Origin of the sequence: Massilia atriviolacea, from assembly GCF_003953935.1 — a bacterium.
In the GTDB taxonomy this organism is placed as follows: Bacteria; Pseudomonadota; Gammaproteobacteria; order Burkholderiales; family Burkholderiaceae_D; genus Telluria_A; species Telluria_A atriviolacea.
This window is the reverse complement of the sequence record NZ_RXLQ01000004.1, coordinates 531411-557148: the sequence shown is the minus strand read 5'-3', so window position 1 is coordinate 557148 and position 25738 is coordinate 531411. Positions and strand designations below refer to the sequence as shown.

General features: G+C 64.0%; 20 protein-coding genes. 9 read left to right on the top strand and 11 right to left on the bottom strand.

Going from position 1 to position 25738, the window contains the following annotated elements:
- Positions 1–115: 115 nt before the first annotated feature.
- On the bottom strand, positions 116–1672 hold the full coding sequence (locus EJB06_RS10505) for a M20/M25/M40 family metallo-hydrolase (RefSeq protein ID WP_229427007.1): 1557 nt from the start codon (positions 1670–1672) through the stop codon (positions 116–118).
- A 304-nt stretch (positions 1673–1976) separates the two neighbouring features.
- Positions 1977–3182 (bottom strand): M20/M25/M40 family metallo-hydrolase, encoded by a 1206-nt coding sequence (locus tag EJB06_RS10500; protein WP_126073987.1) that lies wholly within the window; start codon positions 3180–3182, stop codon positions 1977–1979.
- A gap of 169 nt (positions 3183–3351) precedes the next feature.
- Here EJB06_RS10500 and EJB06_RS10495 point away from each other — a divergent pair, with 169 nt between their 5' ends.
- Positions 3352–5388 (top strand): esterase-like activity of phytase family protein, encoded by a 2037-nt coding sequence (locus tag EJB06_RS10495; RefSeq protein ID WP_126073943.1) that lies wholly within the window; start codon positions 3352–3354, stop codon positions 5386–5388.
- 67 nt (positions 5389–5455) lie between these two features.
- Here EJB06_RS10495 and EJB06_RS10490 read toward each other — a convergent pair whose 3' ends face one another.
- Entirely contained in the window at positions 5456–6016 is a 561-nt protein-coding gene (locus EJB06_RS10490) for an acyloxyacyl hydrolase (RefSeq protein ID WP_198420801.1), read from the bottom strand.
- A 156-nt stretch (positions 6017–6172) separates the two neighbouring features.
- On the opposite strand from EJB06_RS10490, the gene EJB06_RS10485 reads away from it, so the two are divergent.
- Entirely contained in the window at positions 6173–7078 is a 906-nt protein-coding gene (locus EJB06_RS10485; protein ID WP_126073942.1) for an NAD(P)-dependent oxidoreductase, read from the top strand.
- 38 nt (positions 7079–7116) lie between these two features.
- On the opposite strand, the gene EJB06_RS10480 is transcribed toward EJB06_RS10485, so the two are convergent.
- Entirely contained in the window at positions 7117–8310 is a 1194-nt protein-coding gene (locus EJB06_RS10480) for a M20 aminoacylase family protein (RefSeq protein ID WP_126073941.1), read from the bottom strand.
- Between the two features lie 152 nt (positions 8311–8462).
- On the opposite strand from EJB06_RS10480, the gene EJB06_RS10475 reads away from it, so the two are divergent.
- The 4 genes from EJB06_RS10475 to EJB06_RS10460 all read left to right on the top strand — a co-directional run bounded on the left by EJB06_RS10475 (position 8463) and on the right by EJB06_RS10460 (position 15321).
- Complete coding sequence (locus EJB06_RS10475; protein ID WP_126073940.1) at positions 8463–10541, top strand: molybdopterin-containing oxidoreductase family protein; 2079 nt, start codon at positions 8463–8465, stop codon at positions 10539–10541.
- A gap of 21 nt (positions 10542–10562) precedes the next feature.
- Positions 10563–11621 carry an aminopeptidase gene (locus EJB06_RS10470; RefSeq protein ID WP_126073939.1) on the top strand — a complete coding sequence of 353 codons (1059 nt, stop codon included), beginning with the start codon at positions 10563–10565 and terminating at the stop codon, positions 11619–11621.
- Between the two features lie 234 nt (positions 11622–11855).
- Positions 11856–13544, top strand: coding sequence for a long-chain-fatty-acid--CoA ligase (locus tag EJB06_RS10465; protein ID WP_126073938.1), 1689 nt, complete (start codon positions 11856–11858; stop codon positions 13542–13544).
- Between the two features lie 94 nt (positions 13545–13638).
- Positions 13639–15321 carry a long-chain fatty acid--CoA ligase gene (locus EJB06_RS10460; RefSeq protein ID WP_126073937.1) on the top strand — a complete coding sequence of 561 codons (1683 nt, stop codon included), beginning with the start codon at positions 13639–13641 and terminating at the stop codon, positions 15319–15321.
- 48 nt (positions 15322–15369) lie between these two features.
- Here EJB06_RS10460 and EJB06_RS10455 read toward each other — a convergent pair whose 3' ends face one another.
- Positions 15370–16935, bottom strand: a complete 1566-nt coding sequence (locus EJB06_RS10455) for an alkaline phosphatase D family protein (protein ID WP_126073936.1) — start codon at positions 16933–16935, stop codon at positions 15370–15372.
- Between the two features lie 3 nt (positions 16936–16938).
- Positions 16939–17400, bottom strand: coding sequence for an acyl-CoA thioesterase (locus EJB06_RS10450; protein ID WP_126073935.1), 462 nt, complete (start codon positions 17398–17400; stop codon positions 16939–16941).
- Between the two features lie 62 nt (positions 17401–17462).
- On the opposite strand from EJB06_RS10450, the gene EJB06_RS10445 reads away from it, so the two are divergent.
- Positions 17463–19301: an ABCB family ABC transporter ATP-binding protein/permease gene (locus EJB06_RS10445; RefSeq protein WP_126073934.1), complete on the top strand. Its 1839-nt coding sequence runs from the start codon at positions 17463–17465 to the stop codon at positions 19299–19301.
- Positions 19302–19362: 61 nt separating this feature from the next.
- Here EJB06_RS10445 and EJB06_RS10440 read toward each other — a convergent pair whose 3' ends face one another.
- The 3 genes from EJB06_RS10440 to EJB06_RS10430 form a co-directional block, all read right to left on the bottom strand.
- Positions 19363–20403, bottom strand: coding sequence for a type II asparaginase (locus EJB06_RS10440; RefSeq protein WP_229427012.1), 1041 nt, complete (start codon positions 20401–20403; stop codon positions 19363–19365).
- 65 nt (positions 20404–20468) lie between these two features.
- A complete protein-coding gene (locus EJB06_RS10435) occupies positions 20469–21764 on the bottom strand; it encodes a metal-dependent hydrolase family protein (RefSeq protein ID WP_126073932.1) in 1296 nt (431 codons plus the stop codon).
- Positions 21765–21887: 123 nt separating this feature from the next.
- The gene (locus EJB06_RS10430) at positions 21888–23147 is read right to left on the bottom strand and encodes a dicarboxylate/amino acid:cation symporter (protein ID WP_126073931.1); all 1260 of its coding nucleotides are present in this window, start codon (positions 23145–23147) and stop codon (positions 21888–21890) included.
- Positions 23148–23353: 206 nt separating this feature from the next.
- Here EJB06_RS10430 and EJB06_RS10425 point away from each other — a divergent pair, with 206 nt between their 5' ends.
- Positions 23354–24079, top strand: coding sequence for an amino acid ABC transporter ATP-binding protein (locus EJB06_RS10425; protein ID WP_126073930.1), 726 nt, complete (start codon positions 23354–23356; stop codon positions 24077–24079).
- 33 nt (positions 24080–24112) lie between these two features.
- Here the strand turns inward: EJB06_RS10425 and EJB06_RS10420 are convergent, their stop codons facing one another.
- Positions 24113–24370: a type II toxin-antitoxin system RelE/ParE family toxin gene (locus tag EJB06_RS10420; protein ID WP_229427004.1), complete on the bottom strand. Its 258-nt coding sequence runs from the start codon at positions 24368–24370 to the stop codon at positions 24113–24115.
- Positions 24358–24690, bottom strand: a complete 333-nt coding sequence (locus EJB06_RS10415) for a hypothetical protein (protein WP_126073928.1) — start codon at positions 24688–24690, stop codon at positions 24358–24360. The genes EJB06_RS10420 and EJB06_RS10415 overlap by 13 nt, the downstream gene beginning before the upstream one ends.
- On the opposite strand from EJB06_RS10415, the gene pyrC reads away from it, so the two are divergent.
- Positions 24689–25738, top strand: coding sequence for a dihydroorotase (pyrC, locus tag EJB06_RS10410; RefSeq protein WP_126073927.1), 1050 nt, complete (start codon positions 24689–24691; stop codon positions 25736–25738). The two genes, EJB06_RS10415 and pyrC, sit on opposite strands and share 2 nt — an antisense overlap.

Below are 25738 nucleotides of genomic sequence, written 5' to 3'. Positions count from 1 at the left end.
CGCTTGGTGCAAACCGGGGTTTTTTTTCGTCCGCGGATATCAGAGACGCGTAAAAAAACGCCGCGCGCAGCCTGGACCAGGCATGCGCGCGGCGGGAGCGCTCAGCGGGCAGCGATTACTGCGGCTTGTACGTCACTTTCAAGGTGTAGCTCGACGCCGTATAACCGTTCAACAGCACATATACATCGCCATTCGCGGTCATATTCACCGTGCAGTTTTCGGTACTGGTCGAACCATCCGACTTGCAGGTGTAGCTGGTGGTGGTCGGCACCGAGGTTTTACGCACATACAGGTCCGTATCGCCCGTTCCGGTGGTCGACGACACCACCGTTCCGATAGCGGCCTTGAACGGGCCGAAGGTTTTCTTCTGGCCCGAGGTCAGGCTGCCGGTAAACGTTTCGGTCTTGTCGGTACCGCCTGGCGCCGCGCCATCGCTGCCCAGCTCGATCGCGAACGATGCCGCCAGACGCGCGAATTTGAGCGAGTGATTGGCCTGGCCGCCGGCATTGGCAAAGGTATCGTTCACCGTGTGGATATACCGGTTCGACTGCGACATCGCCGTTTCGAACGGCATCGATGCGTAATAACCCTGCGCCGTCCACGAAGCGTGATCCGAGCAGCCGTAACCGCACTTGTCGTAACCGATCGTCAGGGTCGGCTGGTAGGTCGTGATCAGATTGGCGACAAAGGTGTTCTGCGCGCTGTCGGTGTAATCGGTATAGATATAAATATCGTTGGCCGAGCCTTTGTAGTTGGTCATGTCGAGCTGCATGACGCCGACCACATTCACATTATTCGCCTTGAAGTTCTGGGCGATCGCTTGCGAACCGCGCAGGCCCACTTCTTCGGCGGCATAGCCGATCATCTTGATGGTGCGGCGCGGCTTGTAGCCGTTGGCGATCATCGCGCGCAGCACTTCGGTCATGCTGGCGATACCCGACGCATCGTCATCGGCGCCCGGCGCGCGCGAGGTTTCGCCGGTGCCGGAACCGACCGTCGAATCGAGGTGGCCGCCGAGCACGATCACCTCGGATGGGTTATCGGTCCCGGTAATCGTCGCGATGACCGACTTCTGGTTATAGCCGCTGTGCGTGAATTGCGTCACCGTGATATCGGGACGGCCGGTGGCCATGCCGGCCCATTTTTGCTTGAGCCAGTTGGAGGCGTCGGAGCCGCCCGTGGTCGTGTAGAAGCGGTTGGTAAACGAGGACAGCTCGGTAATCGTCGTGCCGATATTACTTGCCTGCATTTGCGACAGGACCGGGGTCACCAGCGCCTGGTTGTCGATGGTGTAGCTCGGCCGGGCCAATGCCGCCAGGCTGGCCGCGCTCGGCGGCGAGGCCAGCTTGGCCAGCGCGCGTTTGCCCTCGGCTTCGGTCTCGTGATACATATAGCCGCCGCAGCGCTTGAGCTCGTGGTGGATCGACTCGTTCAGCTTCAGCATTTCTTCTTCGTTCACTTGCACCAGGTGAACTCTCTCGGCAGCGACAAGCCCGGCCTGGTCGTTGGTCCTCACAACCTGACTCTGGCGGGCAATCGCTTGCGGCGCTACTTTTTGCAAATGCGTGTACGCGGTGTCGCCCACCGTGATCCACCCTTTGCCGGGGGCGGCAGCAGTGGCAGGGGTGGTCGCCAGCAGCCCGGAAATCAGGACCGCAAGCAGGGCAGGCATCGCACGACGCTGGATTTGGTGCACTTGGTTCTCCATCGGATTTTCCTTTTTTATAGATGGGCGTTGTAGCCCATTTGTCGAGCGATGGCGTGACTTGTGGGTCAGACGGCGCTCATCCAAAAACAATGCAGCCGAAATGGCTGCACCGGTCGGATGCCTGTACTGCTTAATGGTTGTACATACTTTGCAAAAAATATTATCACGCGGAAGTGCCATGCAACCTAGATTGTGGGAATTTGTTCACAGTAAATCTATATATAAATCAATGACTTAAGGCAATTTTGTATCCCTTAAGCATGAGCCGTTAAGGTGTGGAACTGCCGAGCTCAATGGCAAAGGCGGCTGCGAGGCGTGCGAACTTCAACGCATGCACGGCTTGCCCGCCTGAACTGGCGAGGGTGTCGTTCTTGCTATGGATATGCGGATTGGCTTGCGCCAGCGAGGATTCGAAAGGCATCGAGGCCGGGTAGCCTTCGGCGTGCCAGGAGGCATGGTCCGAGCAGGCATAACCGCAGGAATCGCTGCCGACCGTAATGCCTGGCAAATAGGCGGCGATCAATTTCCTGAGGAACGCGTTCTGGTCCGCACTGCTGTAATCGCGCAACAGGTAGATATCCTTGTCGGCCCCCTTGTAGTTGATCATGTCCAGCTGCAGCACCCCGACCACCTGGATGCCGGCCTGGCGAAACGCGCGCGCCAGGTCCTGCGAGCCGCGCAAGCCGACTTCTTCCGCCGCGTAGGCGATCAGCTTGATGGTGCGGCGTGGCCGGTACCTGGCGTCGCTGATCACGCGCAACACTTCCGTCAGGCCGGCCACGCCGGAGGCATCGTCGTCGGCGCCGGGCGCCTGCCCGGGCTCGTCCATGGCGTTGGCATTGATCGAATCGAGATGGGCGCCGATCACGACGACTTGGTCGGCCAGGTCGGTCCCGGCGATGGTGGCGAGCACCGATGCCTGCGGAAAGCCTGCGTGAGCGAAGGTTTCGACCAGCACGCCGCCATGGCGCGCGCCCACGGCGGCCCAGTCTTTGCGCAGCCACTCGGACGCGCGGGCGCCGTGCGGGCTGGTGTAAAAGCGGTCGGGAAAGGCAGATAGTCCAGCAATCGTGCGGGCAATATTTTTGGCGCTCATACCCGACAGCAAGGGGGTGACCTTGGCCTGGTTCGCGATCAGATAGTCCGGCCGCGCCAGCCCGGCCATCGGCGCCGCCGCCCCCTGCGCCAGGCTGCGCTGCGCACTGGCCTGGTCGGCATGCGCCATGAAGCCGCCGCAATGTCCCAGCCGTTTGTGCAGCAGGCGCGCCACGCGGGCGACATCGGCCGACGGCACTTCCACCAGCAGCGCCGCCGGACCGGCCGCGCCGCTGGCGGGCGCCGCATGCAGGCGCGCGCTCGGCACGGCCGGGTCCAGCAGGCGGTAGGCCGCCGCGTCCACGGTCAGCCAGCTGCTCTGCGCGTCCGCACGCGCAGTGGCCGCCGCCAACAGCATTGCCAGCATCCATTTTCGCATCGTCACGCCCTCCCGCCTGGCAGATGGAAAAAGCTTACTGCGGTTGTTCACTAAAAGTTCAATTCAAAATGCGTGATGGTTGATCCTTCTCAAACAGCCATGTCATCCGGCGGTCACGCTCGCTCAGTACACTCTGGCGTTTTTGAACGACATCTTTGATGAGGCTTGCATGAAGTTTCTCCCGCAACTTTCCTTGATCGCAGCCGCGGCCGCCATGGCCGTGAGCGGCTGCGGTGGCAGCAGCGACACCGTGCGCAGCACGCCCGCCCCGCAAACCGGCGTCTTCCTCGATTCCGCCGTCGAAGGGCTCGACTACGTCGCCGGCAACGGCGCGCGCGCGACAACCAATGCCAAAGGCGAGTTCTCCTGTATAGTCGGCGAAACAGTTGCCTTCAGCATTGGCGGGATGGCATTCGGCAGCGCGAGCTGCGGCGCGCTGTTGACGCCGCTGTCGCTTTCAGGAGTAAGCAAGGTGACCGACCCCAAGGTAGTCAACCGCTTGCTGGCCTTGCAATTGCTCGACGAAGATAACGACCCGTCGAACGGCATCAAGCTCGGTGCCGACGCAAAAGCTGCGCTGGCCGGCAAGACCCTCGATTTCAGTGCGGCCGCGCCCGCCTTCAACCTTGCCCTGGCAGGCAGCCTGGCCGCCGCCGGCAGTGCCTATGGCGCCCGTGGCATCGACGACGAGCGCCGCATGCTGGTGCGCGAACATTTCGAAGACACCCTCGCCGCGACCGTCGGCACGCCTGCCGTCGAGCAATTCACCCAGTCCACGCCGCTCGGCCAGGTGGCCGCCAGCGTGACGCGTTACCAGGTCAAGGCGGCGGCCGGCTTCCACGTCCCGTACGAAGGCGCCAACGCGGCAGTGAAGGCCGAATTTCCACAGGGATTCCTGCCATCGTACGGCTCCGGACTCGCTTTCAAGGGCAAGAATGCCAATGGCGACCTGGAATTCTACGGCCTGACCGACCGCGGCCCCAACGGTGACGGCCCGAATGTCCCCGCGCTGGACGGCAAAGGCACGATGGGCAGCAAGATTTTCCCTTCGCCCAGCTTCACGCCATCGATCGGCGTGTTCACCATCGGAAAAAATGGCGCCACCCTGAGCGCCAGCTTGCCGATCAAGGTGGCTGCCGGCGTGAATGCCTCAGGCCTGCCTGTCCCCGCCGGCTCGATCGGCAACTCCGCCGAAATTCCCGTCTTCGATGCCATGAAGTTCGATCCTTCCGGCAAAGCAGTGTTCAACGCCGGCGGCATCGACAGCGAAGCCATTGCCCTCGACCAGCGCCGCAACGCCCTCTGGGTCAGCGACGAGTACGGCCCTTTCCTGGCGCGCATCGACGCCACCAGCGGCGTGATCCAGGCCAAATATGCTCCCGGCAGCGGCTTGCCGGCCATCCTCGCCAAGCGCCGCGCCAATCGCGGCATGGAAGGCATGACCCTCGACACGGCCAGCGACAAGGTCCACGCCTTCCTGCAAAGTCCGCTCAGCGACGGCAGCGCCGCCTACGCGGTGACCGGCAAGAACGAGCAGGTCGAGCGCTTCGCCCGCTTTACGCGCTGGATCGAATTCGACCCGCTTACCGGCGCGACCACCCGCATGTTCGCCTACCCGCTCGACGCCAAGGAGTACGCGGACGGCCGCACCGGCAACGCCAAGCTGGGCGACATGGTGGCGCTGGGCAACGGCAAATTCATCGTCATCGAGCAGGGCGCCGGCGCCAACGGCAAGGTATTCAACAAGTTGATGCTGGTCCAGATCGGCGACGCCAGCAATATCCTCGCGCCGGGTTTCAATCCGGACACGTCCGACCTGGAAAAAAGCAGCATGAGCGGCAGCGCCGTGAACGGCGCCAGCTGGGCCGGCGTGGTGCCTTTGAAAAAGACCTTGCTGCTGGATTTGAACGCGATCGGCTGGCTGGCCGAAAAAGCCGAAGGCCTGGCTCTGGTCGACGGCAGCACCCTGGCGCTGACGAACGACAACGATTTCGGCATGCTTACCCGCGTCACAAGTGCGGACGGCAAGACCGTGGCCGACGCTGACGTCACCAAATGCAACGTCAACGCCGCCGGCGCCATCGTGGCGGGCAATGGCGCCGGCTGCAGCGACGCCAACCGGATCCGCGTCGGCCGTGGCGCCGACAAGGAACGCCCGAGCCGCCTGTGGCTGATCAAGTTCGACAAAGCCCTGTCGGCTTACTGAGCCGCCAATGAAAAACGGCGCTGGAGGGGGATCCGGCGCCGTTCGGGCTGTCACAACACATTGTGCATCAGAATGTGCGCGAGGCCTTCAGCACCAGAAAGTTCACGCCGCTGTTCGGCTTTTTGTAGCCGCCGTTCGAGAAGTGCTGAATCTTCATGCCCACATCCCAGCCATTGGCGAAGACATAGCCGGTGCCGATATGGTCGCCGAACTGGAAGGCGGTCGACAGGTAATTCGAATCGTTGTCGTAACGCTTGGACAGCAAGTTCAGGCCGATGCCCGCCTCGCCATACCAGCCGGTCAGATCGTCGGCCTGGAAACGAAATACCGGGGTGAAACCGATATTCGTGATGTTCTGGTGTTGGCCGTCGACGTTCTGGTACGCATTGCCGCGCCATTGGGCAATCGACGCATCCCAATAACCGCTGATGTGGGTGCCGTTGGACTGGAACCAGCGCTGGCTCCAGTCTTTTTGCACGCCGAAACGGACCATCTGGACCTTGGCGCCGCCGCCGACTTCCAGCGACGCATGATCGATCAATTTATCGGACGCAAACGCGCACGGGGCTGCGGCCATCACCGCAAGTGTTGCCAGCGAGGCGCACAGCTTCATGTTTAACAGGGACATAGATAAGGCTTTCGTAGATAGGCACGCTAATTCATAATGATTAACGTATGCACTATTGTACCGGCGAAGCAAAAACCTCGCCTTGGATCGGGTGTGCGTGCAATTTGTTCAATCGGATGCTGAACATCGCATCCATGTTTAGCTTGGGAGGCTGCCCTGACCACCGCTACCATCGCCTTTCTCGGCATCGGCCTGATGGGCCATCCGATGGCCACCCGCCTGGCCGCCGCCGGCTGGACCGTGCGCGCCTGGAACCGCTCTCCCGATAAAGCCGAGGCCCTGCGCCCGGCCGGCATCCATCCCTGCGCGCGGCTGGACGAGGCCGTCGGCGCGGCCGATATCGTCATTTCCATGCTCGCGTCCGGCGCCGTGGTGGGCGAGGTGATCGCCCTGGCCCTGCCCAGCCTGCCACCGGGCGCGCTCTGGATCGACATGAGTTCCACCCAGCATGGCGAAGCCCTGGCCTTCCATGCGCGCCTTGCCGCGCAGCATATCCGTTTCCTCGATGCCCCCGTGTCCGGCGGTGTTGCCGGCGCGCAAGCGGGCAGCCTGGCGATCATGGCCGGCGGCGCCAGCGATGACTTTGGCAAGGCCGAGCCGGTCCTGCGCGCGATGGGAAGGCCCACCCTGGTCGGTCCCGCCGGCAGCGGCCAGGTCGCCAAACTGTGTAATCAGTTGATCGTGGGCGCTACCTTGAACATCGTGGCCGAAGCCTTGCTGCTGGCCCAGGCCGCCGGCGCCGATCCGGCCGCCGTGCGCAGTGCGATACGCGGCGGCTTTGCCGACAGCCGCATCCTGGAACTGCACGGCCAGCGCATGCTGGACCGCAACTTCATTCCCGGCGGCCAGGTCACGAGCCAGCTCAAGGATCTGGACAATGTGCTGGTGGCTGCCGCCGACGCCGGCCTGGTCTTGCCGCTCACCTCGGCCGTTACCGCCAACTACCGCAGCATTGTCGGGCAGTTCCCCCGCGCCGACCATGCCGCCGCCCTGCTGGCGCTGGAGAAAATGAACCCGGGGCAACGTCTGGGCACGGCGCCGGACCAGTTGCCGCTACCGTAAGCGTCGCTCCCGCGCAGGCGGGAGTCCACGTTGCTTCCCTAGCGCGCGGCCAGCTGCATCTCCGCCAGCCGCACCCAGTAGCTGGCGCCGATCGGCAACAGATTGTCGTTGAAATCGTAGCTGGCATTGTGCAACTGGCACGGCCCCAGTCCATGGCCGCCGGCCCGGTGGTCGCCTTCGCCATTGCCGATGAACACATAGCATCCGGGCATCTTCTGCAGCATGAAGGCGAAATCCTCCGCCCCCATGGTCGGCTCGGTGTCGGCATTGACCTTGTCCGCCCCCACCACGGCCGTCATGGCCTCGACCGCATACGCCGTCTCGCGCGCATGATTGACCAGCGCCGGATAGTTGCGCCTGAAATGGAAGTCGACCGTGGCGTTGAAGCCGGCCGCGCAGTGCTGCGCCATCTCGCCCATGCGCCGTTCGATCAGGTCCAGCACCGGCGTGGTGAAGGTGCGCACGGTGCCGATCAGCACCGCCTCGTCGGGAATCACATTGGTGGCGCTGCCCGCATGGATTTGCGTGATCGACAACACCGCCGTATCGAGCGGACTTTTCTCGCGCGAGATGATGGTCTGCCATGCCTGGGCGATCTGCACCGCCACCATGACCGGGTCGACGCCGCGGTGCGGCTGGGCCGCATGGCAACCCTTGCCCTTCACCACGACGCGGAATTCGTTACTGGACGCCATCATCGGCCCCGCCACCACGCCGAAGGTGCCCATCGGCATGCCCGGCCAGTTATGCATGCCGTACACGGCATCCATCGGGAACTGCTCGAACAGGCCGTCCTCCATCATGCGCCGCGCGCCGCCGCCGCCTTCTTCGGCCGGCTGGAAGATCAGGTACACGGTGCCGTCGAAATTGCGGTGCTTGGCCAGGTGATGCGCCGCCCCGAGCAGCATGGCCGTGTGGCCGTCGTGGCCGCAGGCGTGCATCTTGCCCGGATGGCGGGAGGCGTGCTCGAAGCTGTTGACTTCCTGCATGGGCAAGGCATCCATGTCGGCGCGCAGGCCGATCGCGCGCCTGGAAGTGCCGTTCCGGATGATGCCCACCACGCCCGTCAGCCCCAGGCCGCGCACGATGGGGATGCCCCATTCGGTCAGGCGGGCCGCCACGACATCGGCGGTGCGTACCTCTTCGTAACACAGTTCCGGGTGCGCATGCAGGTCGCGCCGGATCTGTTCGAGCGCACTCTGGAAGGCGATGATCGGTTCAACAAGGTTCATATCATTCTCCACTGATGCTGGAATGTTAACCCATTTGTGGCAGTTTTGTAGCCCTTCTGGGGATCGCCCGGCCAGACCGGCCCGGCTTCTCATCAACGGCCCCGGAATCGTATAAAGTAATGGTTTCAACGCCTGTTTCCCTGGATCTTGCAATGACCACCACCCAAGTGAGGGCGACCTGCCCGCACGACTGTCCCGATACCTGCGCCCTGTTGATTACCGTGGAAGACGGCGTTGCCACCGAAGTCAAAGGCGACCCCGACCATCCGACCACGGCCGGCGTGCTGTGCACCAAGGTGTCGCGCTATGCCGACCGCACCTACCATGCCGAACGCCTGCTGCATCCGATGCGCCGCGTCGGCAACAAGGGCGAGGGCAAGTTCGAGCGCATCAGCTGGGAGGAGGCGATCGGCACCATTGCCAGCCGCTTGACAGAAATCGCCGCGCGCGCCCCGCAAGCCATCCTGCCCTACAGCTACGCCGGTACCATGGGCCTGGTGCAGGGCGATTCGATGTCGGCGCGCTTTTTCCACCACCTCGGCGCCTCCTTGCTCGACCGCACCATCTGCGCCACGGCCGGATTCACCGGATACAAATACACCATCGGCGCCACCATCGGCACCGATGTCGAGCAGTTCCAGGATGCCAAGCTGATCATCATCTGGGGCGGCAACCCGATCGCCTCCAACCTGCATTTCTGGATGCGCGCGCAGGAAGCCAAGCGCAAGGGCGCGCGCCTGATCGCCATCGATCCCTACCGTTCCCTGACGGCCGAAAAATGCCACCAGCACATTGCGCTGCTGCCCGGCACCGACACCGCGCTGGCGCTGGGCATGATGCACGTGCTGATCCGCGACAATCTGGTCGACGCGGATTACATCGCCCGCTACACCCTGGGCTACGAGCAACTCAAGGAGCGCGCCGCCGCATGGCCGCCGCAGCGGGTGGCCGAGACCTGCGGCATTACTGCCGAGGAAGTCGAGAACCTGGCGCGCGACTACGGCGACACCGCGCGGCGCGGCGAAGCGGTGGCGATCCGCACCAATTACGGCGTGCAGCGGGTGCGCGGCGGCGGCATGGCCGTGCGCAACATCACCTGCCTGCCGGCGCTGGTGGGCGCCTGGCGCCATCCGGCCGGCGGCGTGCAGCTCTCATCCTCGGGGTCTTTTCCGACCAACAAGCAAAAGCTGCAGCGTCCGGATCTGCTCAAGCATCCCGTGCGCACCATCAATATGACCACCATCGGCGACGACCTGCTGCGCGACACGTCGGATGCATTCGGTCCGAAGATCGAAGCGGTGATCGTCTACAACGCCAACCCGCTGGCGATCGCTCCCGATTCCGGCAAGGTCATGCGCGGCTTCGCGCGCGACGACCTGTTTACCGTCGTGCTCGAACATTTCCAGACCGACAGCGCCGACTACGCCGACATCCTCTTGCCCGCCACCACCCAGCTGGAACACGTGGATGCCCACAGCACCTACGGCCACCTGTACATGATGGCCAATAACGCCGCCATCGCGCCCTTGGGCGAGGCCAAGCCCAACACGGAAATCTTCCGCCTGCTGGCCGCGCGCATGGGTTTCGACGATCCCTGCTTCAAGGAAACCGACGACCAGCTGGCCGCGCAATCGTTCGATGCCAGCCATCCGCGCGCGATCCATTTCGACTGGGAATCGCTCAAGCGCAAGGGCTGGCAAAAGCTGTCCATGCCGGCCGCGCCCTTCGCCGAAGGTGGTTTCCCCACGCCATCGGGCAAGTGCGAATTCTATTCGGCCAGCATGCTCGCCGACGGCCTCGATCCGCTGCCGGCGCATATTCCGCCGTACGAATCGGTGGCCAGCAATCCGCTGCTGGCGGCAAAATATCCGCTCGCCATGATCTCTCCGCCGGCACGCAATTTCCTCAATTCGACGTTTGTGAACGTGACCAGCCTGCGCGCGACCGAAGGCGAGCCGCATCTGGACATCCATCCCGACGACAGCGCCGCGCGCGGCATCGAGCATGGCCAGATGGTGCGCATCTTCAACGACCGTGGCTCCTTTGTCGCCAAGGCAAGGGTCACGCCGAAAGCGCGCGCCGGCCTGGTGGTCGGCCTGTCGGTGTGGTGGAAGAAACTGGCCAGCGACGGCAAGAACGCCAATGAAGTGACCAGCCAGCGCCTGACCGACATGGGCCGCGCGCCGACCTTTTACGACACCCTGGTCCAGGTGGAAAAAGTAGTGGCCTAGAAATCCCAAAGGGGGTGCAGGATGAAACTCAGCAGACGGGCCCGGCACGGCCTGATGGCGGCGAGCGCAGCACTGCTGCTGGCGAGTTGTTCCAGTCTGAATTATTACCGCCAGGCGGCCCAGGGCCAGCTGACCCTGCTGTCCGACGCGCGCCCCATCGACGATTGGCTGAACGACAACGCCACCGACGCCAGGCTGCGCGTGCGCCTGGCCACGGCGCGCCAGATCCGCACCTTCGCCGTCAAGGAACTGGGCCTGCCCGACAACAACAGCTACAAGAACTACGCGGCCCTGACCCGGCCCTTCGTGCTGTGGAACGTGGTGGCCGCGCCCGAACTGTCGCTCCGGCCGATCCAGTGGTGCTTCCCGGTGGCCGGCTGCGTCACCTACCGCGGCTATTACAGCAAGGACGATGCGCTTGAGTACGCGCGCGAACTGCGCGCCGAAGGCAACGATGTCCAGGTCGGCGGCGTGCCGGCCTATTCCACCCTGGGCTGGTTCAACGATCCGCTCATTTCCACCTTCATCCACTATCCCGACGCCGAACTGGCGCGCCTGATCTTCCACGAACTGTCGCACCAGGTGGTGTACGTGGCGGGCGACTCGCAATTTAACGAATCCTTCGCCAGCGCGGTGGAAGAGGCCGGGGTGGAACGCTGGCTCAGCGGTTACGGCAACGAAACCATGCGCGAGAACTACCTCAACATTTCGGCGCGCAAGAAGCAATTCCTCGCGCTGCTGCTGGACTGCCGCGCCGCGCTCGACCAGGCCTACACCTCCAAAGCCAGCGTGGCCGAGAAACGCGCCGCCAAAGCCCGCCTGTTCCGGAAGCTGCAAGACGATTACCAGGTCCTCAAGGCCAGCTGGGGCGGCTACGCCGGCTACGACCGCTTCTTCGCCGAACCGCTTTCGAACGCCCACCTGGCCTCGATCGCCACCTACAACGATTTCATCCCGGCCTTCCGCGCCTTGCTGGCGCGCGAGAAAACCTTTCCGCGTTTCTACGCCGCCGCCAAAGCCCTGGCCGAACTCGACCGCGAGGAACGCCACCGCCGCCTGAAAGCGCTGGCGGGCGCCTGAACGCCTGCCGCCAATTTTTCTTCCATACCAATGGGTGTTGCGGCGCCGCACCAATAGTAGCGTGCGTCAAGCCCGTCCGAAATAGCAGCAAAAGCGCTTGCGTCCAAGCGCATCGCCCGATAGCATCGCAGACAGCGTAATAAAGCGCACGCTCGGTTTATTTTTTTGAGCGCGAAAATACTGGTCGGCAATGTGCGCCGAACCCATAACGATCATATTGAGACAAAGGCACATATGGACAAGATTTGGCTGAAATCCTATCCCGCGAACGTCCCTGCGGAGATCGATCCCGACCAGTATGGTTCCCTGGTGCAGTTGCTGGAAGAGTCCTTTCAGAAATTCGCGACCCGCAAGGCCTATGTGTGCATGGACAAATTCCTCACCTATGGCGAGCTCGACCAGTATTCGAAACGCATGGCGGCCTGGCTCCAGAGCCGCGGCCTCTCCAAAGGCGCGCGCGTCGCCGTGATGATGCCGAACGTGCTGCAATATCCGATCGCCATCGCCGCCATCCTGCGCGCCGGCTACAGCGTGGTCAACGTCAACCCGCTGTACACCCCGCGCGAACTGGAGCACCAGCTCACCGATTCCGGCAGCGAAGCGATCATCGTCCTGGAAAATTTTGCCCACACGCTCGAACAGGTGCTCGCCAGGACCCCGGTCAAGCACATCGTGGTGGCCAGCATGGGCGAGATGCTCGGCGGGCTGAAAGGCGCGATCGTCAATTTTGTCGTGCGCAATGTCAAGAAAATGGTGCCGGCGTTTTCGCTGCCCAATATCGTGCGCTTCAGGGATGTGCTGGCGCAGGGCGAAAGAATGAGCTTCACGCCGGTCAAGGCCAGCGCCACCGATGTCGCCTTCCTGCAGTACACGGGCGGCACCACCGGCGTATCCAAGGGCGCGACCCTGACCCACCGCAACATCATCGCCAATGTGCTGCAAAGCGAAGCCTGGTCGCAGCCGGCGCTGGCCAAGGCGCCCGTGGTCGAGCAGGTGGTGATCGTGTGCGCGCTGCCCATGTACCACATCTTTGCGCTGACCTGCTGCGCCATGTGGGGCATGCGCGTGGGCGCCCTGAACATCCTGATTCCCAATCCGCGCGATATCGGCGGCTTGATCAAGGAACTGTGCAAATACAAGATCAACATGCTGCCGGCGGTCAACACCCTGTTCAATGCGCTGCTCAACCATCCCGATTTCAGCAAGGTCGATTTTTCCGGCCTGAAGATTTCCAACGGCGGCGGCATGGCGATGCAGCGGGTCGTCAACGACAAATGGAAGCAGCTCACCGGCAGCTGCATCATCGAAGGCTACGGCCTGTCCGAAACCTCGCCGGTCGCCATCAGCAACCGCTCCGACCTGATGGCGTTCACCGGCACCATCGGCATGCCGGTGCCGTCGACCGAGGTGGCCATCGTCGACGACAACGGCCAGCCGGTGGCGCTGGGCGAGCCGGGCGAGATCGTCATCCGCGGACCGCAGGTCATGGCCGGTTACTGGAACCGCCCGGACGAAACGGCCAAGGTCATGACGGCCGACGGTTTCTTCAAGTCCGGCGACGTCGGCATCATGAACGCGGACGGCGTCGTTAAAATCGTCGACCGCAAAAAGGATATGATTCTGGTCTCGGGCTTTAATGTGTACCCGAACGAACTCGAAGAAGTCATCGCCAGACACCCCGGAGTGCTCGAATGCGCCTGCGTCGGCGTGCCGGACGAGCATTCCGGCGAGGCGGTGAAAGTCTTCGTGGTGCGCAAGGACCCCAACCTGACGGTCGAACAATTGATGGCTTACTGCAAACAGGAATTCACCGGCTACAAACGGCCGAAGCACATCGAATTTCGCACCGAGCTCCCGAAAACCAACGTCGGCAAAATCCTGCGCCGCGTGCTGCGCGACGAAAAGCATGTGGCGCAAGGGTGATCGAACCGACCAGAAGTACATTTTGAATCAGCGGCACGACCGCCTGCGGGCGGTCTTTTGCATTAACAGTTACAGTAGAAAAGACGAGGCATAGATGGACAAGTTTTGGCTCAAGTCGTACCAGGCGGGCGTGCCTGCGGAAATCGATTACACGCAATACCGCTCGCTCACCCACCTGCTGGAAGAAGCTTTCCGCAAGTACGCCGACCGCAAGGCCTACGTTTGCATGGACAAGTCCATCACCTACGCCGAACTCGATCGCATGTCGGCGCAGATGGGCGCCTGGCTGCAAAGCCGCGGCCTGAAACCCGGCGCGCGCGTCGGCATCATGCTGCCCAACGTGCTCCAGTATCCGGTGGCCATGGCCGCCGTGCTGCGCGCCGGCTACGTGATCGTCAACGTCAACCCGCTCTACACCCCGCGCGAACTGCAGCACCAGATGATCGATTCGGGCGCCGAAGCGATCATCGTGCTGGAAAACTTTGCGCACACGGTGCAGGAAGTGCTGGCCAAGACCCAGGTCAAGCACATCATCCTGGCCTCCATGGGCGACCTGCTCGGTCCCCTGAAAGGCATGATCGTCAACCTGGTGGTGCGCAAGGTCAAAAAACTGGTGCCGTCGTTCTCGCTGCCGAACGCGATCGCCTTCAACAAGGTGCTGGCCGAAGGCGCGCGCCTGACGCTCACCCCGGCCACCCTGGGCCACGACGACATCGCCTTCCTGCAGTACACCGGCGGCACCACCGGCGTGTCCAAGGGCGCGGTCCTGCTGCACAAGAACGTGATCGCCAACGTGCTGCAGAACGAAGCCTGGCTGCAGCCGACCCTCGACACCCTGCCCAAGGGCCAGCAGCTGCAATTCATGTGCGCGCTGCCGCTGTACCACATCTACTCGCTGACCGTGTGCGCGCTGATGTCCACGCGCCTGGGCGGCATGAATGTGCTGATTCCGAACCCGCGCGACATGCCGGGCTTCGTCAAGGAGTTGGGCAAGTACCGCATCAACGTCTTCCCGGCCGTGAATACCCTGTACAACGGCCTGCTCAACAACGCCGAATTCGCCAAGCTCGATTTTTCCAGCTTCAAGGTGTGCAACGGCGGCGGCATGTCGGTGCAGCAGTCGGTGGCGGACCGCTGGCTCAAGCTGACCGGCACCCCGATCATCGAAGGCTACGGCATGTCCGAAACGTCGCCGGTGGCCACCGCCAACCGCTGCGATATCACCGAATTCACCGGCTCGATCGGCCTGCCGTATCCGTCCACCGACATCGCCATCCTCGACGACAACGGCAAGCAGGTGCCGCTCGGCGAGCGTGGCGAAATCGGCATCCGCGGCCCGCAGGTCATGGCCGGCTACTGGAAGCGCGACGACGAAACCGCCAAGTCGATCACCGCCGACGGCTTCTTCAAGACCGGCGACATCGGCATCATGGACGAACGCGGCTACACCAAGATCGTCGACCGCAAGAAGGACATGATCCTGGTGTCGGGCTTTAACGTTTATCCGAACGAAATCGAAGGCGTGATCTCCTCGCATCCGGGCGTGCTCGAATGTGCCTGCATCGGTGTGCCGGACCATAATTCGGGCGAAGCGGTCAAGCTGTTCGTGGTGCGCAAGGACCCGAACCTGACCGCCGAAGACCTGCTCGAATTCTGCAAGGAGCAGCTCACGGCCTACAAGAAGCCGAAGTACATCGAGTTCCGCACCGAGCTCCCAAAAACCAACGTCGGCAAGATCCTGCGCCGCGAACTGCGCGAGCCCGCGCCGGCGGCTTAACTACCGTCATCCCCGCGCAGGCGGGGACGACGGAGCTCGATGTCATTGCTACACCTGGCGCGCACCGGGCTTGCCGCTGGCGACTTCGAAGGTCGCCAGCGTCGCCTTGCCCGACTGCGCGTTGCGCACATCGTCGAGCCCGACGAACACGGTCGTGGTTTTCTCGGGCCTTACCTCCATCAGCATGAAGCCGCGCTTGTCGCTGCGCCCGTACCTGGTATGCCGGTTCATCTCCAGGTACTGCAGGGTGCGCGCCTGCGGGCGCGAGCTGGAGGTCACCGAGGTCCCGCAAAACTCGGTCGCGATCACCGGATTGCTTTTCGAGGCCGGCCGGTTGAAATCCCTCTGCAGGTCCGACGCATAAAAGGTGTGCACGTCGCCCGCCAGCACCACCGGATTGGCCGCGCCGCTCTTGCCCAGCGCATCGAACAGGCGCTGGCGCGCGACCGGATACCCATCCCAGCCGTCAGTCCAGAAGCGCCCGTCGGCAGGTTTGAGCACCGGCAGCTGGCTCGATTGCGCCATCGGCGTTTGCTGCGCGATCAGGTTCCAGCGCGCCCGGGAGGAGTCGAGGCCCTCGGCCAGCCACGCTTCCTGCTCGCGTCCCAGCATCGTGCGGCCCGGGTCGCGCAGCGCCGCGCAGGCGCGCGTGACCGAACTCGAACCGCCCCGTCCCGCCGGCCCGCAGGCATGCGCGGCGCGGTACTGGCGGTCGTCCAGCACATGAAAGCGCGCCAGCCGCCCCCAGTCGTAGCGCTGGTACATGCGCATGGCGCCATAGTCGCCGGGCCGCGCCAGCGCCAGCCGCAGCGGCATATGCTCGTAAAACGCCTGGTAGGCCGCCGCGCGCCGCAGCGCAAAATCGGCGGCCAGCCGCTCGTCGCGGTCGGCCGCGTAATCGTTGCCGACCTCGTGATCGTCCCAGGTCACGATCCACGGCGCCGCCAGGTGCGCGCCCTGCAGATCGGCGTCGCTCTTGTACTGCGCATAACGGGCGCGGTACTCGGCCAGCGAAAACGATTCCGCCGTGCGCAGCGCGGAGGCCGGATGCGTCAGGCGGTACGGTCCCCACTCATAGATATAGTCGCCCAAAAACGCCACCAGGTCCGGCGCGGCGGCCGCGAGATGGCGATGCGCCGCATAGCTGCCGAATTCCCAGTGCTGGCACGAGGCCACCGCCAGCTTGAGCGCGCCCGGCATGCTGTCGGGCGCCGGCGCGGTGCGCGTGCGCCCGGCCGGGCTGACGGCGTCGCCCAGCATGAAGCGATACCAGTACCAGCGCGCAGGTTCGAGTCCGCGCACGTCCACGTGCACGCTGTGCGCCAGCGCCGGCAGCGCGCTGGCCGTGCCCCTGGCCGCGATGCGGGTAAACGCCTGGTCGTGCGCCACTTCCCAGCGCACCGAAAACGCGACCGCCGGCGTGCTCGCGGCATTCAAGGGGTCGTTCAGGATGCGCGTCCACAGCACCACCGAATCGGGCAGGGGAGAGCCGGAGGCCACCCCCAGGCTGAAAGGGTAGCTGGTCCCGGCCGCACGCGCGTGCGCGCCCGGCAGCGCGATGCCGCCCGCCGCCAGCGCGGCGGCGTGCAGGAACTGGCGGCGCTGTGCGTGCACCGCCTAGCGCTCTTGCGGGAAAATCAGTTCATCGAGCGCCGGCACCTTGCGCGGCTTGCGGTCGTCGCCCGTGGCCACATACGTCAGGGTGGCCTCGGTCACCTTGACGGTGTTGGCCTGCAGGCGGTTACGCTCGGCGTAGACTTCCACGTAGACGGTGATCGAGGTATTGCCGACCTTGGTGATTTCTGCATAAAAAGACAGCAGATCGCCGACGAACACGGGATTTTTGAAGACGAAGGAATTGACCGCAATGGTGGCGACGCGGCCGTTGGCGCGCCGCGTGGCCGGCAGCGAACCGGCGATGTCGACCTGCGCCATGATCCAGCCGCCGAACACGTCGCCGTAGACGTTGGCGTCGGACGGCGCGGGCATGACGCGCAGCTCCGGCATTCTGCCGGCTGGGAGTCCTCGGGTGGCTGGCGCGGGAGTGCAAGCGGGTGCGGCGTTTTCTGGCGTGGTCATCGTAAAATCTCTTGAAGGGCTACAATCGACCGGAATTGAACCACAAATCCCCGAGCTCCGCCATGCGCCGTAATTCCTCACCCCCGCCTCCGACCGACCCGAACGCCCCGCGCCGCAGCGACTGGGGCACCCTGACAACCCTGATTCCCTACCTGTGGGTCTACAAATGGCGCGTGATGGCGGCCCTCGGCTGCCTGATCGCGGCCAAGCTGGCCAACGTCGGCGTGCCGCTGGTGATGAAGCAGCTGATCGACCAGCTGACCATCGACCCGTCCAACCCCAGGGCGCTGCTGGTGCTGCCGCTCGGCGCGCTGGTGGCCTACGGCCTGCTGCGCCTGTCGACCACGGTGTTTACCGAGCTGCGCGAATTCCTGTTCGCGCGCGTTACCCAGCGCGCGGTGCGCACCATCGCCCTGCGCGTGTTCCGCCACCTGCATGCGCTGTCGCTGCGCTTTCACCTGAACCGCCAGACCGGCGGCATGACGCGCGATATCGAACGCGGTACGCGCGGCGTCAGTTCGCTCATCTCGTACACCCTGTTCAACATCCTGCCGACCCTGGTCGAGATCACGCTGGTGCTGGGCTACCTGGTAACCCACTACGACATCTGGTTCAGCGCGATCACCGGCGTGGCGCTGGTGACCTATATCGCGTTCACCGTCATCGTGACCGACTGGCGCACCCACTTCCGGCGCACCATGAACGACCTCGATTCCAAGGCCAACACCAAGGCCATCGACTCGCTGATCAACTACGAAACCGTCAAGTACTTCGGCAACGAAGACTACGAAGCGGCGCGCTACGACGAAGGCCTGAAGAACTACGAGAATGCCGGCGTCAAGTCGCAAACCTCGCTCTCGGTCCTGAACACCGGCCAGTCGCTGATCATCGCCACCGCCGTCACCCTGATCCTGTGGCGCGCGACCGAAGGCGTGATCGCCGGCACCATGACCCTGGGCGACCTGGTGCTGGTGAATTCCTTCATGATCCAGCTGTACATTCCGCTCAACTTCCTCGGCGTGATCTACCGCGAAATCAAGCAAAGCCTGGCCGACATGGAGCGCCTGTTTTCGCTGCTGGACCAGAACCGCGAAGTGGCCGACAGCAAGGACGCCAGGACACTCGTTACCCACGGCGCCCAGGTCGCGTTCTCGAACGTGAACTTCAGCTACGAAGCCAAGCGCCAGATCCTGTTCGACGTCGATTTCACGATTGCGGCCGGCACCACCACCGCCGTGGTGGGCCACAGCGGCTCGGGCAAGTCGACCTTGTCGCGCCTGTTGTTCCGCTTTTATGACGTCAACAGCGGCAGCATCGCCATCGACGGCCAGGACCTGCGCAACGTCACCCAGGAATCGCTGCGCCGCGCGATCGGCATCGTGCCGCAGGATACGGTGCTGTTCAACGACACCATCGAATACAACATCGCCTACGGCAAACCGGGCGCCGGCAAGGAGGACATCGTGGCCGCCGCGCGCGCCGCCTCGATCCACGACTTCATCGAATCGCTGCCGGACGGTTACGCCACCATGGTCGGCGAACGGGGGCTGAAACTGTCGGGCGGCGAAAAGCAGCGCGTGGCCATTGCGCGCACCCTGCTCAAGGACCCGGCGATCCTGATCTTCGACGAAGCCACTTCCGCCCTCGACTCCAAGGCCGAACAGGCGATCCAGGCGCAATTGAAGGAAATCGCGAAGAACCGCACCACCCTGGTGATCGCGCACCGCCTGTCGACCGTGGCCGACGCCGAACAGATCCTGGTGCTCGACCACGGACGGATTGTGGAAAGGGGGACGCACCTGGCGCTGCTGGGGGCGAACGGCTTGTACGCGCAGATGTGGGAACGCCAGCAGGCAAGGCAGGAGGAAGAAGCGGCGGGGTCGCCGCTCGAAGTGGAGTGACAGGGCGGACGCGTGGCGCCCGCCCCTGAAGCGCTTGGAGTCTATCTCAGTAGATCGGCTCTCAGTACGTGTAGAACATGCGCTGGATTTCCTTGGTGCTGTTGGTCTTGGTCAGCGCCAGCATCAGCAGGATGCGCGCCTTTTGCGGATTGAGCGTATCGGCCGCCACGAAGTCGAGCTGGTCGTCGTTGGCTTCGCCGTTGCGCGCCAAAATCCCCTGGCCCACGCGGCTGGCGCGCACGACGATCGCGCCCTTGGCGCGCGCCGCTTTCAAGGACGGCACCACTTTGGCGGCCAGGCTGCCGTCACCGACGCCCGCGTGGATGATGCCCTTCGCGCCGGCGGCCATGAAGGCGTCGACCGCCACCGGATTCATGTTCGCGTAACCGTACACGATGTCGACCTGCGGCAGCGACTGCAGCGCGCCGATATCGAATTCGGTCTCGGTGGTGTGCTTGCGCAGCGACTGGCGATAGAAGAACGGTTTGCCGCCCTGGATGTAGCCGAGGAAGCCCAATTCGCTGCTGCGGAAGCTGTCCAGGGTCGAGGTATTGACCTTCGACACATCGCGCGCGGACTGGATCTGGTCGTTCATCGCCACCAGCACGCCCTTGCCGGCCGCCTCGGGGCTCGCCGCCAGCAGCACCGAGTTATACAGGTTGATCGGGCCGTCGGCCGACAGCGCGGTCGATGGCCGCATGGCGCCGACCAGCACCACCGGCTTGCGGCTCTTGACCACCAGGTCCAGGAAGTAGGCGGTTTCTTCCAGCGTGTCGGTGCCGTGGGTGATGACGATGCCGTCGACATTGTTCTGCGCCAGCAGCACGTTGACGCGCTTGGCGAGGGTCAGCCAATGCTCGTTGCTCATGTTCTCGCTGGCGATCTGGAACACCTGTTCGCCTGTGACGTTGGCCACCTTGGCCAGTTCCGGCACCGCCTTGATCAGGCTTTGCACGCCCACCGTGGCGGCGGTGTAGCCGACCGTGGTGGTGCTGGAGGCGCCGGTGCCGGCGATGGTGCCGCCGGTGGCCAGGATGGTCACGTTGGCCAGCTTCGGCGCCGCGCTTTCAGCGTGCACGGAGCCGGTCACCGCCACCAGCATGGCGAAGATGGCAATCATCGATTGCGTGGTTTTCTGGTACAGCATGGGTTCTCCTTGAGTGGAAGTTATGGTTGTTTGTAGATCACGCCGTCTTTCATGACGAAGCGCACCTGCTGCATCAGCGCGATGTCGCGCAGCGGGTCGCCCGTGACGGCGATGATGTCGGCCGCGTAGCCCGCTTCCACGGAACCGAGGCGCGTGCCCTGGTCGAGCAGGGCGGCGGCGTTGATGGTGGCCGAGCGGATCGCTTCGAGCGGCGGCATGCCCGCTTCGACCATGTAGGCGAATTCCCTGGCGTTGTCGCCATGCGGGAAAACGCCGGCGTCGGTGCCGAAGGCGATCTTCACGCCCGCCTTGTAGGCGCGAGCGAAGGTGGCCTGGATCTGCGGGCCGATGGCGGCCGCCTTCGGGCGCACCAGCGGCGAATAGTAATCCGGCTCCCTGGCCTTGTCGGCCACGTAGCGGCCGGCCGAAATGGTGGGCACGAACCAGGCGCCGTGTTTCTTGAACAGGGCGATGGTTTCGTCGTCCATCATGGTGCCGTGTTCGATCGAGTCGATCCCGGCGCGCAGCGCGCGCTTCATGCCTTCGGCGCCGTGCGCGTGGGCCGCGACGCGGAAGCCGTAGTCCCTGGCGGTGCTGACGATGGCGCGCAGTTCGTCTTCGGTGTACTGCGAATTCTGGCCGCTGCGGGCCTGGCTCAACACGCCGCCGGTGGCGGTGACCTTGATCAGGTCCGCACCTTCCTTGTAGCGCGCGCGCACCGCTTCGCGCGCGCCTTCCGCGCTGTTGACCACGCCTTCGTTCGGCCCGGGCGTGCCCAGCGCGTGGCTCAGGCGGTGCGAAAAATTGTTGGTCGGATCGGCGTGCCCGCCGGTGGTCGCAATCGATTTACCCGAGGTGAACATGCGCGGTCCCGGAATGCTGCCGGCCGCAATGGCGCGCTTGAGCGAGACATTGAGCCCATCGCCGGCGCCCAGGTCGCGCACGGTGGTAAAACCGGCCTTCAGGGTGCGCTCGGCAAAGATGACGGAGCGGTAGGCATGGTCGGCCGGATTGAGGCTGATGGCGTCGCGCAGGGCGTCGGCCTGCTTCTGGGTTTCGCCGGTCAGGTGCACGTGCATGTCGATCAGGCCGGGCAGGCAGGAGTGGGCCGACAGGTCGATGCGGCCGGGGGCCGCGCCCGCGCCGGCGTTCATCGGAGCGACCGACTTGATGGCGCCGTCTTCGACCACGATGCTCACCTTCTCGCGCCAGACGCCGGCCTTGACATCGAGCAGGCGGGCGCAATCGATGGTCTGGGTGGCAGCTTGCGCGCTGCCGCAAGCGAGCAAAATACCGATGGCGGACAGCTTGTGCATGGCGGGTCTCCGAGAAGAATAATGGCAGAAGAGCATACATGAAATCGGGCCGGCAAAGCCGATGCCGGCCCAAAGGCAAAGGGCGGAAAAGCTGTGCTTTTCCGCCCTGTGAGCGCTGGCGATCTACCTGAGCGGCGAGGTGGCCGGATCGACCTTGCCCGGATCGCTCAATTCGCCCTCCCACTTGGCCACGACCGCCGTGGCGATGGCGTTGCCGATCACGTTGGTGGCCGAACGCGCCATGTCGAGGAAGTGGTCGATGCCCAGCAACAGCAGCAGGCCCGCTTCCGGAATGTTGAACTGTCCGAGCGTGGCGGCGATCACCACCAGCGAGGCGCGCGGCACGCCGGCCATGCCCTTGGAGGTGAGCATCAGCACCAGCATCATGGTCAGCTGGGTCGACAGCGACAGCTCGATCCCGTAAGCCTGGGCGATGAAGATGGTGGCGAAGGTACAGTACATCATCGAACCGTCGAGGTTGAACGAATAACCGATCGGCAGCACGAAGGCGGCGATGCGGTTGCGCACACCGAAGCGCTCCAGGCCTTCCAGGGTCTTCGGAAACGCCGCTTCCGACGACGCGGTCGAAAACGCCAGGATGGTCGGTTCGCGCACTTCACGCAGCAGGGCGAACACGCGCGGGCCCAGGAAGATGAAGCCGGCAATCGTCAGCACGATCCACAGCACGATGATGGCGATGTAGAACTCCCCCATGAAGATGCCGTAGGTGGACAGGATCCCGATCCCGCTCTTGGCGATGATGCCGGAGACGGCAGCGAGCACCGCGATCGGGGCCAGGTTCATCACATAGCCGGTCACCTTGAGCATGACGTGGGCGACGCCGTCGATGGCTTCGATCATCGGGTTGGCGCGTGCGCCCACGGCCGCCGCGGCGGTGCCGAAGAACAGCGAGAAGATCACGATCTGCAGGATTTCGTTCTTGGCCATGCCGTCCACGATCGACGACGGCACCAGGTGGGTGACGAATTCCTTGAGCGTCAGGCTGGTGGTGACGATGCCCGACACGGCGCCGGCCGGCGGCAGGTGGGCCACCATGGCGTCGCCCGGGCGGAACAGGTTGACCAGGATCAGGCCGAGCGAGAGCGAGAGGACCGAGGCGATCACGAACCAGCCCAGCGCCTTGGCGCCGATGCGGCCGACTTCCTTGGCGTCGCCCATTTTGGCGATGCCCACGACCAGGGTCGAAAACACCAGCGGCGCGATGATCATCTTGATCAGGCGCAGGAACAGGGTGGTCACCAGCGACATGTATTCGGCAAAGGCGGCCGCGTTGGATGTGCTGACGTTGATGACATACCCGACGACCACCCCGAGCACGAGTGCCAGCAGGATGTAGAGGGTAAGGCGATTTTTCTGGTTCATGGGCTGTGCATCCTGTATTTGAGTCGATTCGGTGTCGTCAGGGGCTGCGGAAAGCCGGTCCCCCTGCGTTCTCGGGCAAAATAGCGGTATTTTGTGAGCGAACCAGCCAGCAATGTGATAATTTTTTTGGCAAGTTCCGCAGTATCCTAGGGGCCGCAAGTGCTGTCAAGCTCGTACCTTCCGCATCAGAACACACGAAAAACAACATGATCGAACTAAAAAATGTCAGCAAGTGGTATGGCCAGTTCCAGGTTCTGGCCGACTGTACGACCCGGGTCGGCAAGGGCGACGTGGTGGTCATCTGCGGTCCGTCGGGTTCCGGCAAGTCGACCCTGATCAAGACCGTCAACGGCCTGGAGCCGTTCCAGCAGGGCGAAGTGACGGTCGACGGCATCGCCGTGGGCGACAAAAAGACCGACCTGTCGGCCCTGCGCGCGCGCATCGGCATGGTGTTCCAGAATTTCGAGCTGTTCCCGCACCTGTCGGTACGCGACAACCTGACGCTCGGCCAGACCCGGGTGCTCGGGCGCAGCCTGGACGAGGCCACCGCCAAGGGCTTGCAGTACCTGGACCGGGTCGGCCTGCTGGCGCAGCAGGATAAGTACCCCAGCCAGCTATCGGGCGGCCAGCAGCAGCGGGTGGCGATCGCGCGCGCCCTGTCGATGGACCCGATCGCCATGCTGTTCGACGAACCCACCTCCGCGCTCGACCCGGAAATGATCAACGAAGTGCTCGACGTGATGGTCGGGCTGGCGCAGGAAGGCATGACCATGATGGTCGTGACCCACGAAATGGGCTTTGCGCGCAAGGTGGCGGGGCGCATCCTGTTCATGGACCATGGCCGCATCGTGGAAGACAGTTCGACCCAGGAATTTTTCACGGCGCCGCGCTCCGAGCGGGCGCGCGAGTTTTTGGCCCGGATCCTTCACTGACGCCGGCGCCCCCGATGCTCTCCGCACCTGCAATTACAGGAGGTCGTCTTCCCGCTGGCGCCGCACCGCGAGAACGGTGACGGTATGCGCGTCCTCAATCGCGAACAAGGCGACATACCCGGCGCCGCCAAAGTCAATGACCAATTCCCCGAGGCGGGGCGAGTCGGCAGCCGCTTTTCTGCAGGTGAAGGGAAATTTCTCCAGCAGCGTCATGGCTTTGGCGATGATCGTACGCGCCCGCCTGGACGCGCGGGCCTCCTTGGCGGCCAGATGAATATTCAGCCGGCGCAAGTCGGATCGCGCCGCTTTTGCATACCTGACGCGAAAACTGATTTGACTGCCCGCGCCTCGGCATCGGCGATGTCATCGAGGTCATGCAGCACATCGTCGACGCTGTCGTATTGGCCGCTTACCAGCACGCTCTCGGCGGCTTCGCAACTCGGATGACACTCGCGGAGATCCATGCGTTGTATTTGCAACGCAGTATCGCAAGCTTGAGAAGCGGATGCAGGCAGCATGTTCGAACGTGCGTCATGTTTCTTGGAGGAAGCCCGAGCGATGCGATGCCTGCGGAGGTTAAAATACCGCATCCGTTCTCCGAAAGCCGCCATGTCCACCATCGATACCCCCCAGAGCCTGACCATCACCCGTCCCGACGACTGGCACCTGCACCTGCGCGACGGCGCCGCGCTGGCCAGCGTGCTGCCGCACAGCGCGCGCCAGTTCGCCCGCGCCATCGTCATGCCGAACCTCAAACCCCCGGTGACCACCACCGCCATGGCCCAGGCCTACCGCGAGCGCATCCTGGCCGCGCTGCCGGCCGGCATGCGCTTCGAACCGCTGATGACGCTCTACCTGACCGACAACACCGACCCGGACGAAATCCGGCGCGCCCAGGACAGCGGCTTCGTCCACGCCGTCAAGCTCTACCCGGCCGGCGCCACCACCAATTCCGACGCCGGCGTGACCGACCTGGCGCGCTGCTACAAGACGCTCGAAGTGATGCAGGAAGTCGGCATGCCCTTCCTCGTGCACGGCGAAGTGACCGACCAGGAGATCGACCTGTTCGACCGCGAAGCGGTGTTCATCGAGCGCGTCATGCGTCCGCTGCGGCGCGACATGCCGGAACTGAAGATCGTGTTCGAGCACATCACCACCAAGGACGCGGCCCAGTACGTGGCCGAAGCCGACGGCCCGATCGCCGCCACCATCACCGCGCACCACCTGCTGTACAACCGCAACGAGATCTTCAAGGGCGGCATCCGTCCCCATTACTACTGCCTGCCGGTGCTCAAGCGCGAAGAACACCGCCTGGCGCTGATGACGGCCGCCACCAGCGGCGACGAGCGCTTCTTCCTCGGCACCGACTCGGCCCCGCACGCGGTGGGCGCCAAGGAGACCTCGTGCGGCTGCGCCGGCTGCTATACGGCGCTGCACGCGATGGAGATGTACACCGAGGCGTTCGAACGCGCCGGTGCGCTCGACAAGCTCGAAGCCTTTGCCAGCTTCCACGGCCCCGACTTCTACGACCTGCCGCGCAACACCGGGCAGGTGACGCTCAAGCGCGAAGCCTGGACCCTGCCGCAGAGCGTGCCGATGGCCGATTCCACCCTGGTGCCGCTCAACGGCGGCGAACAAATCAACTGGAAACTGCTGTAG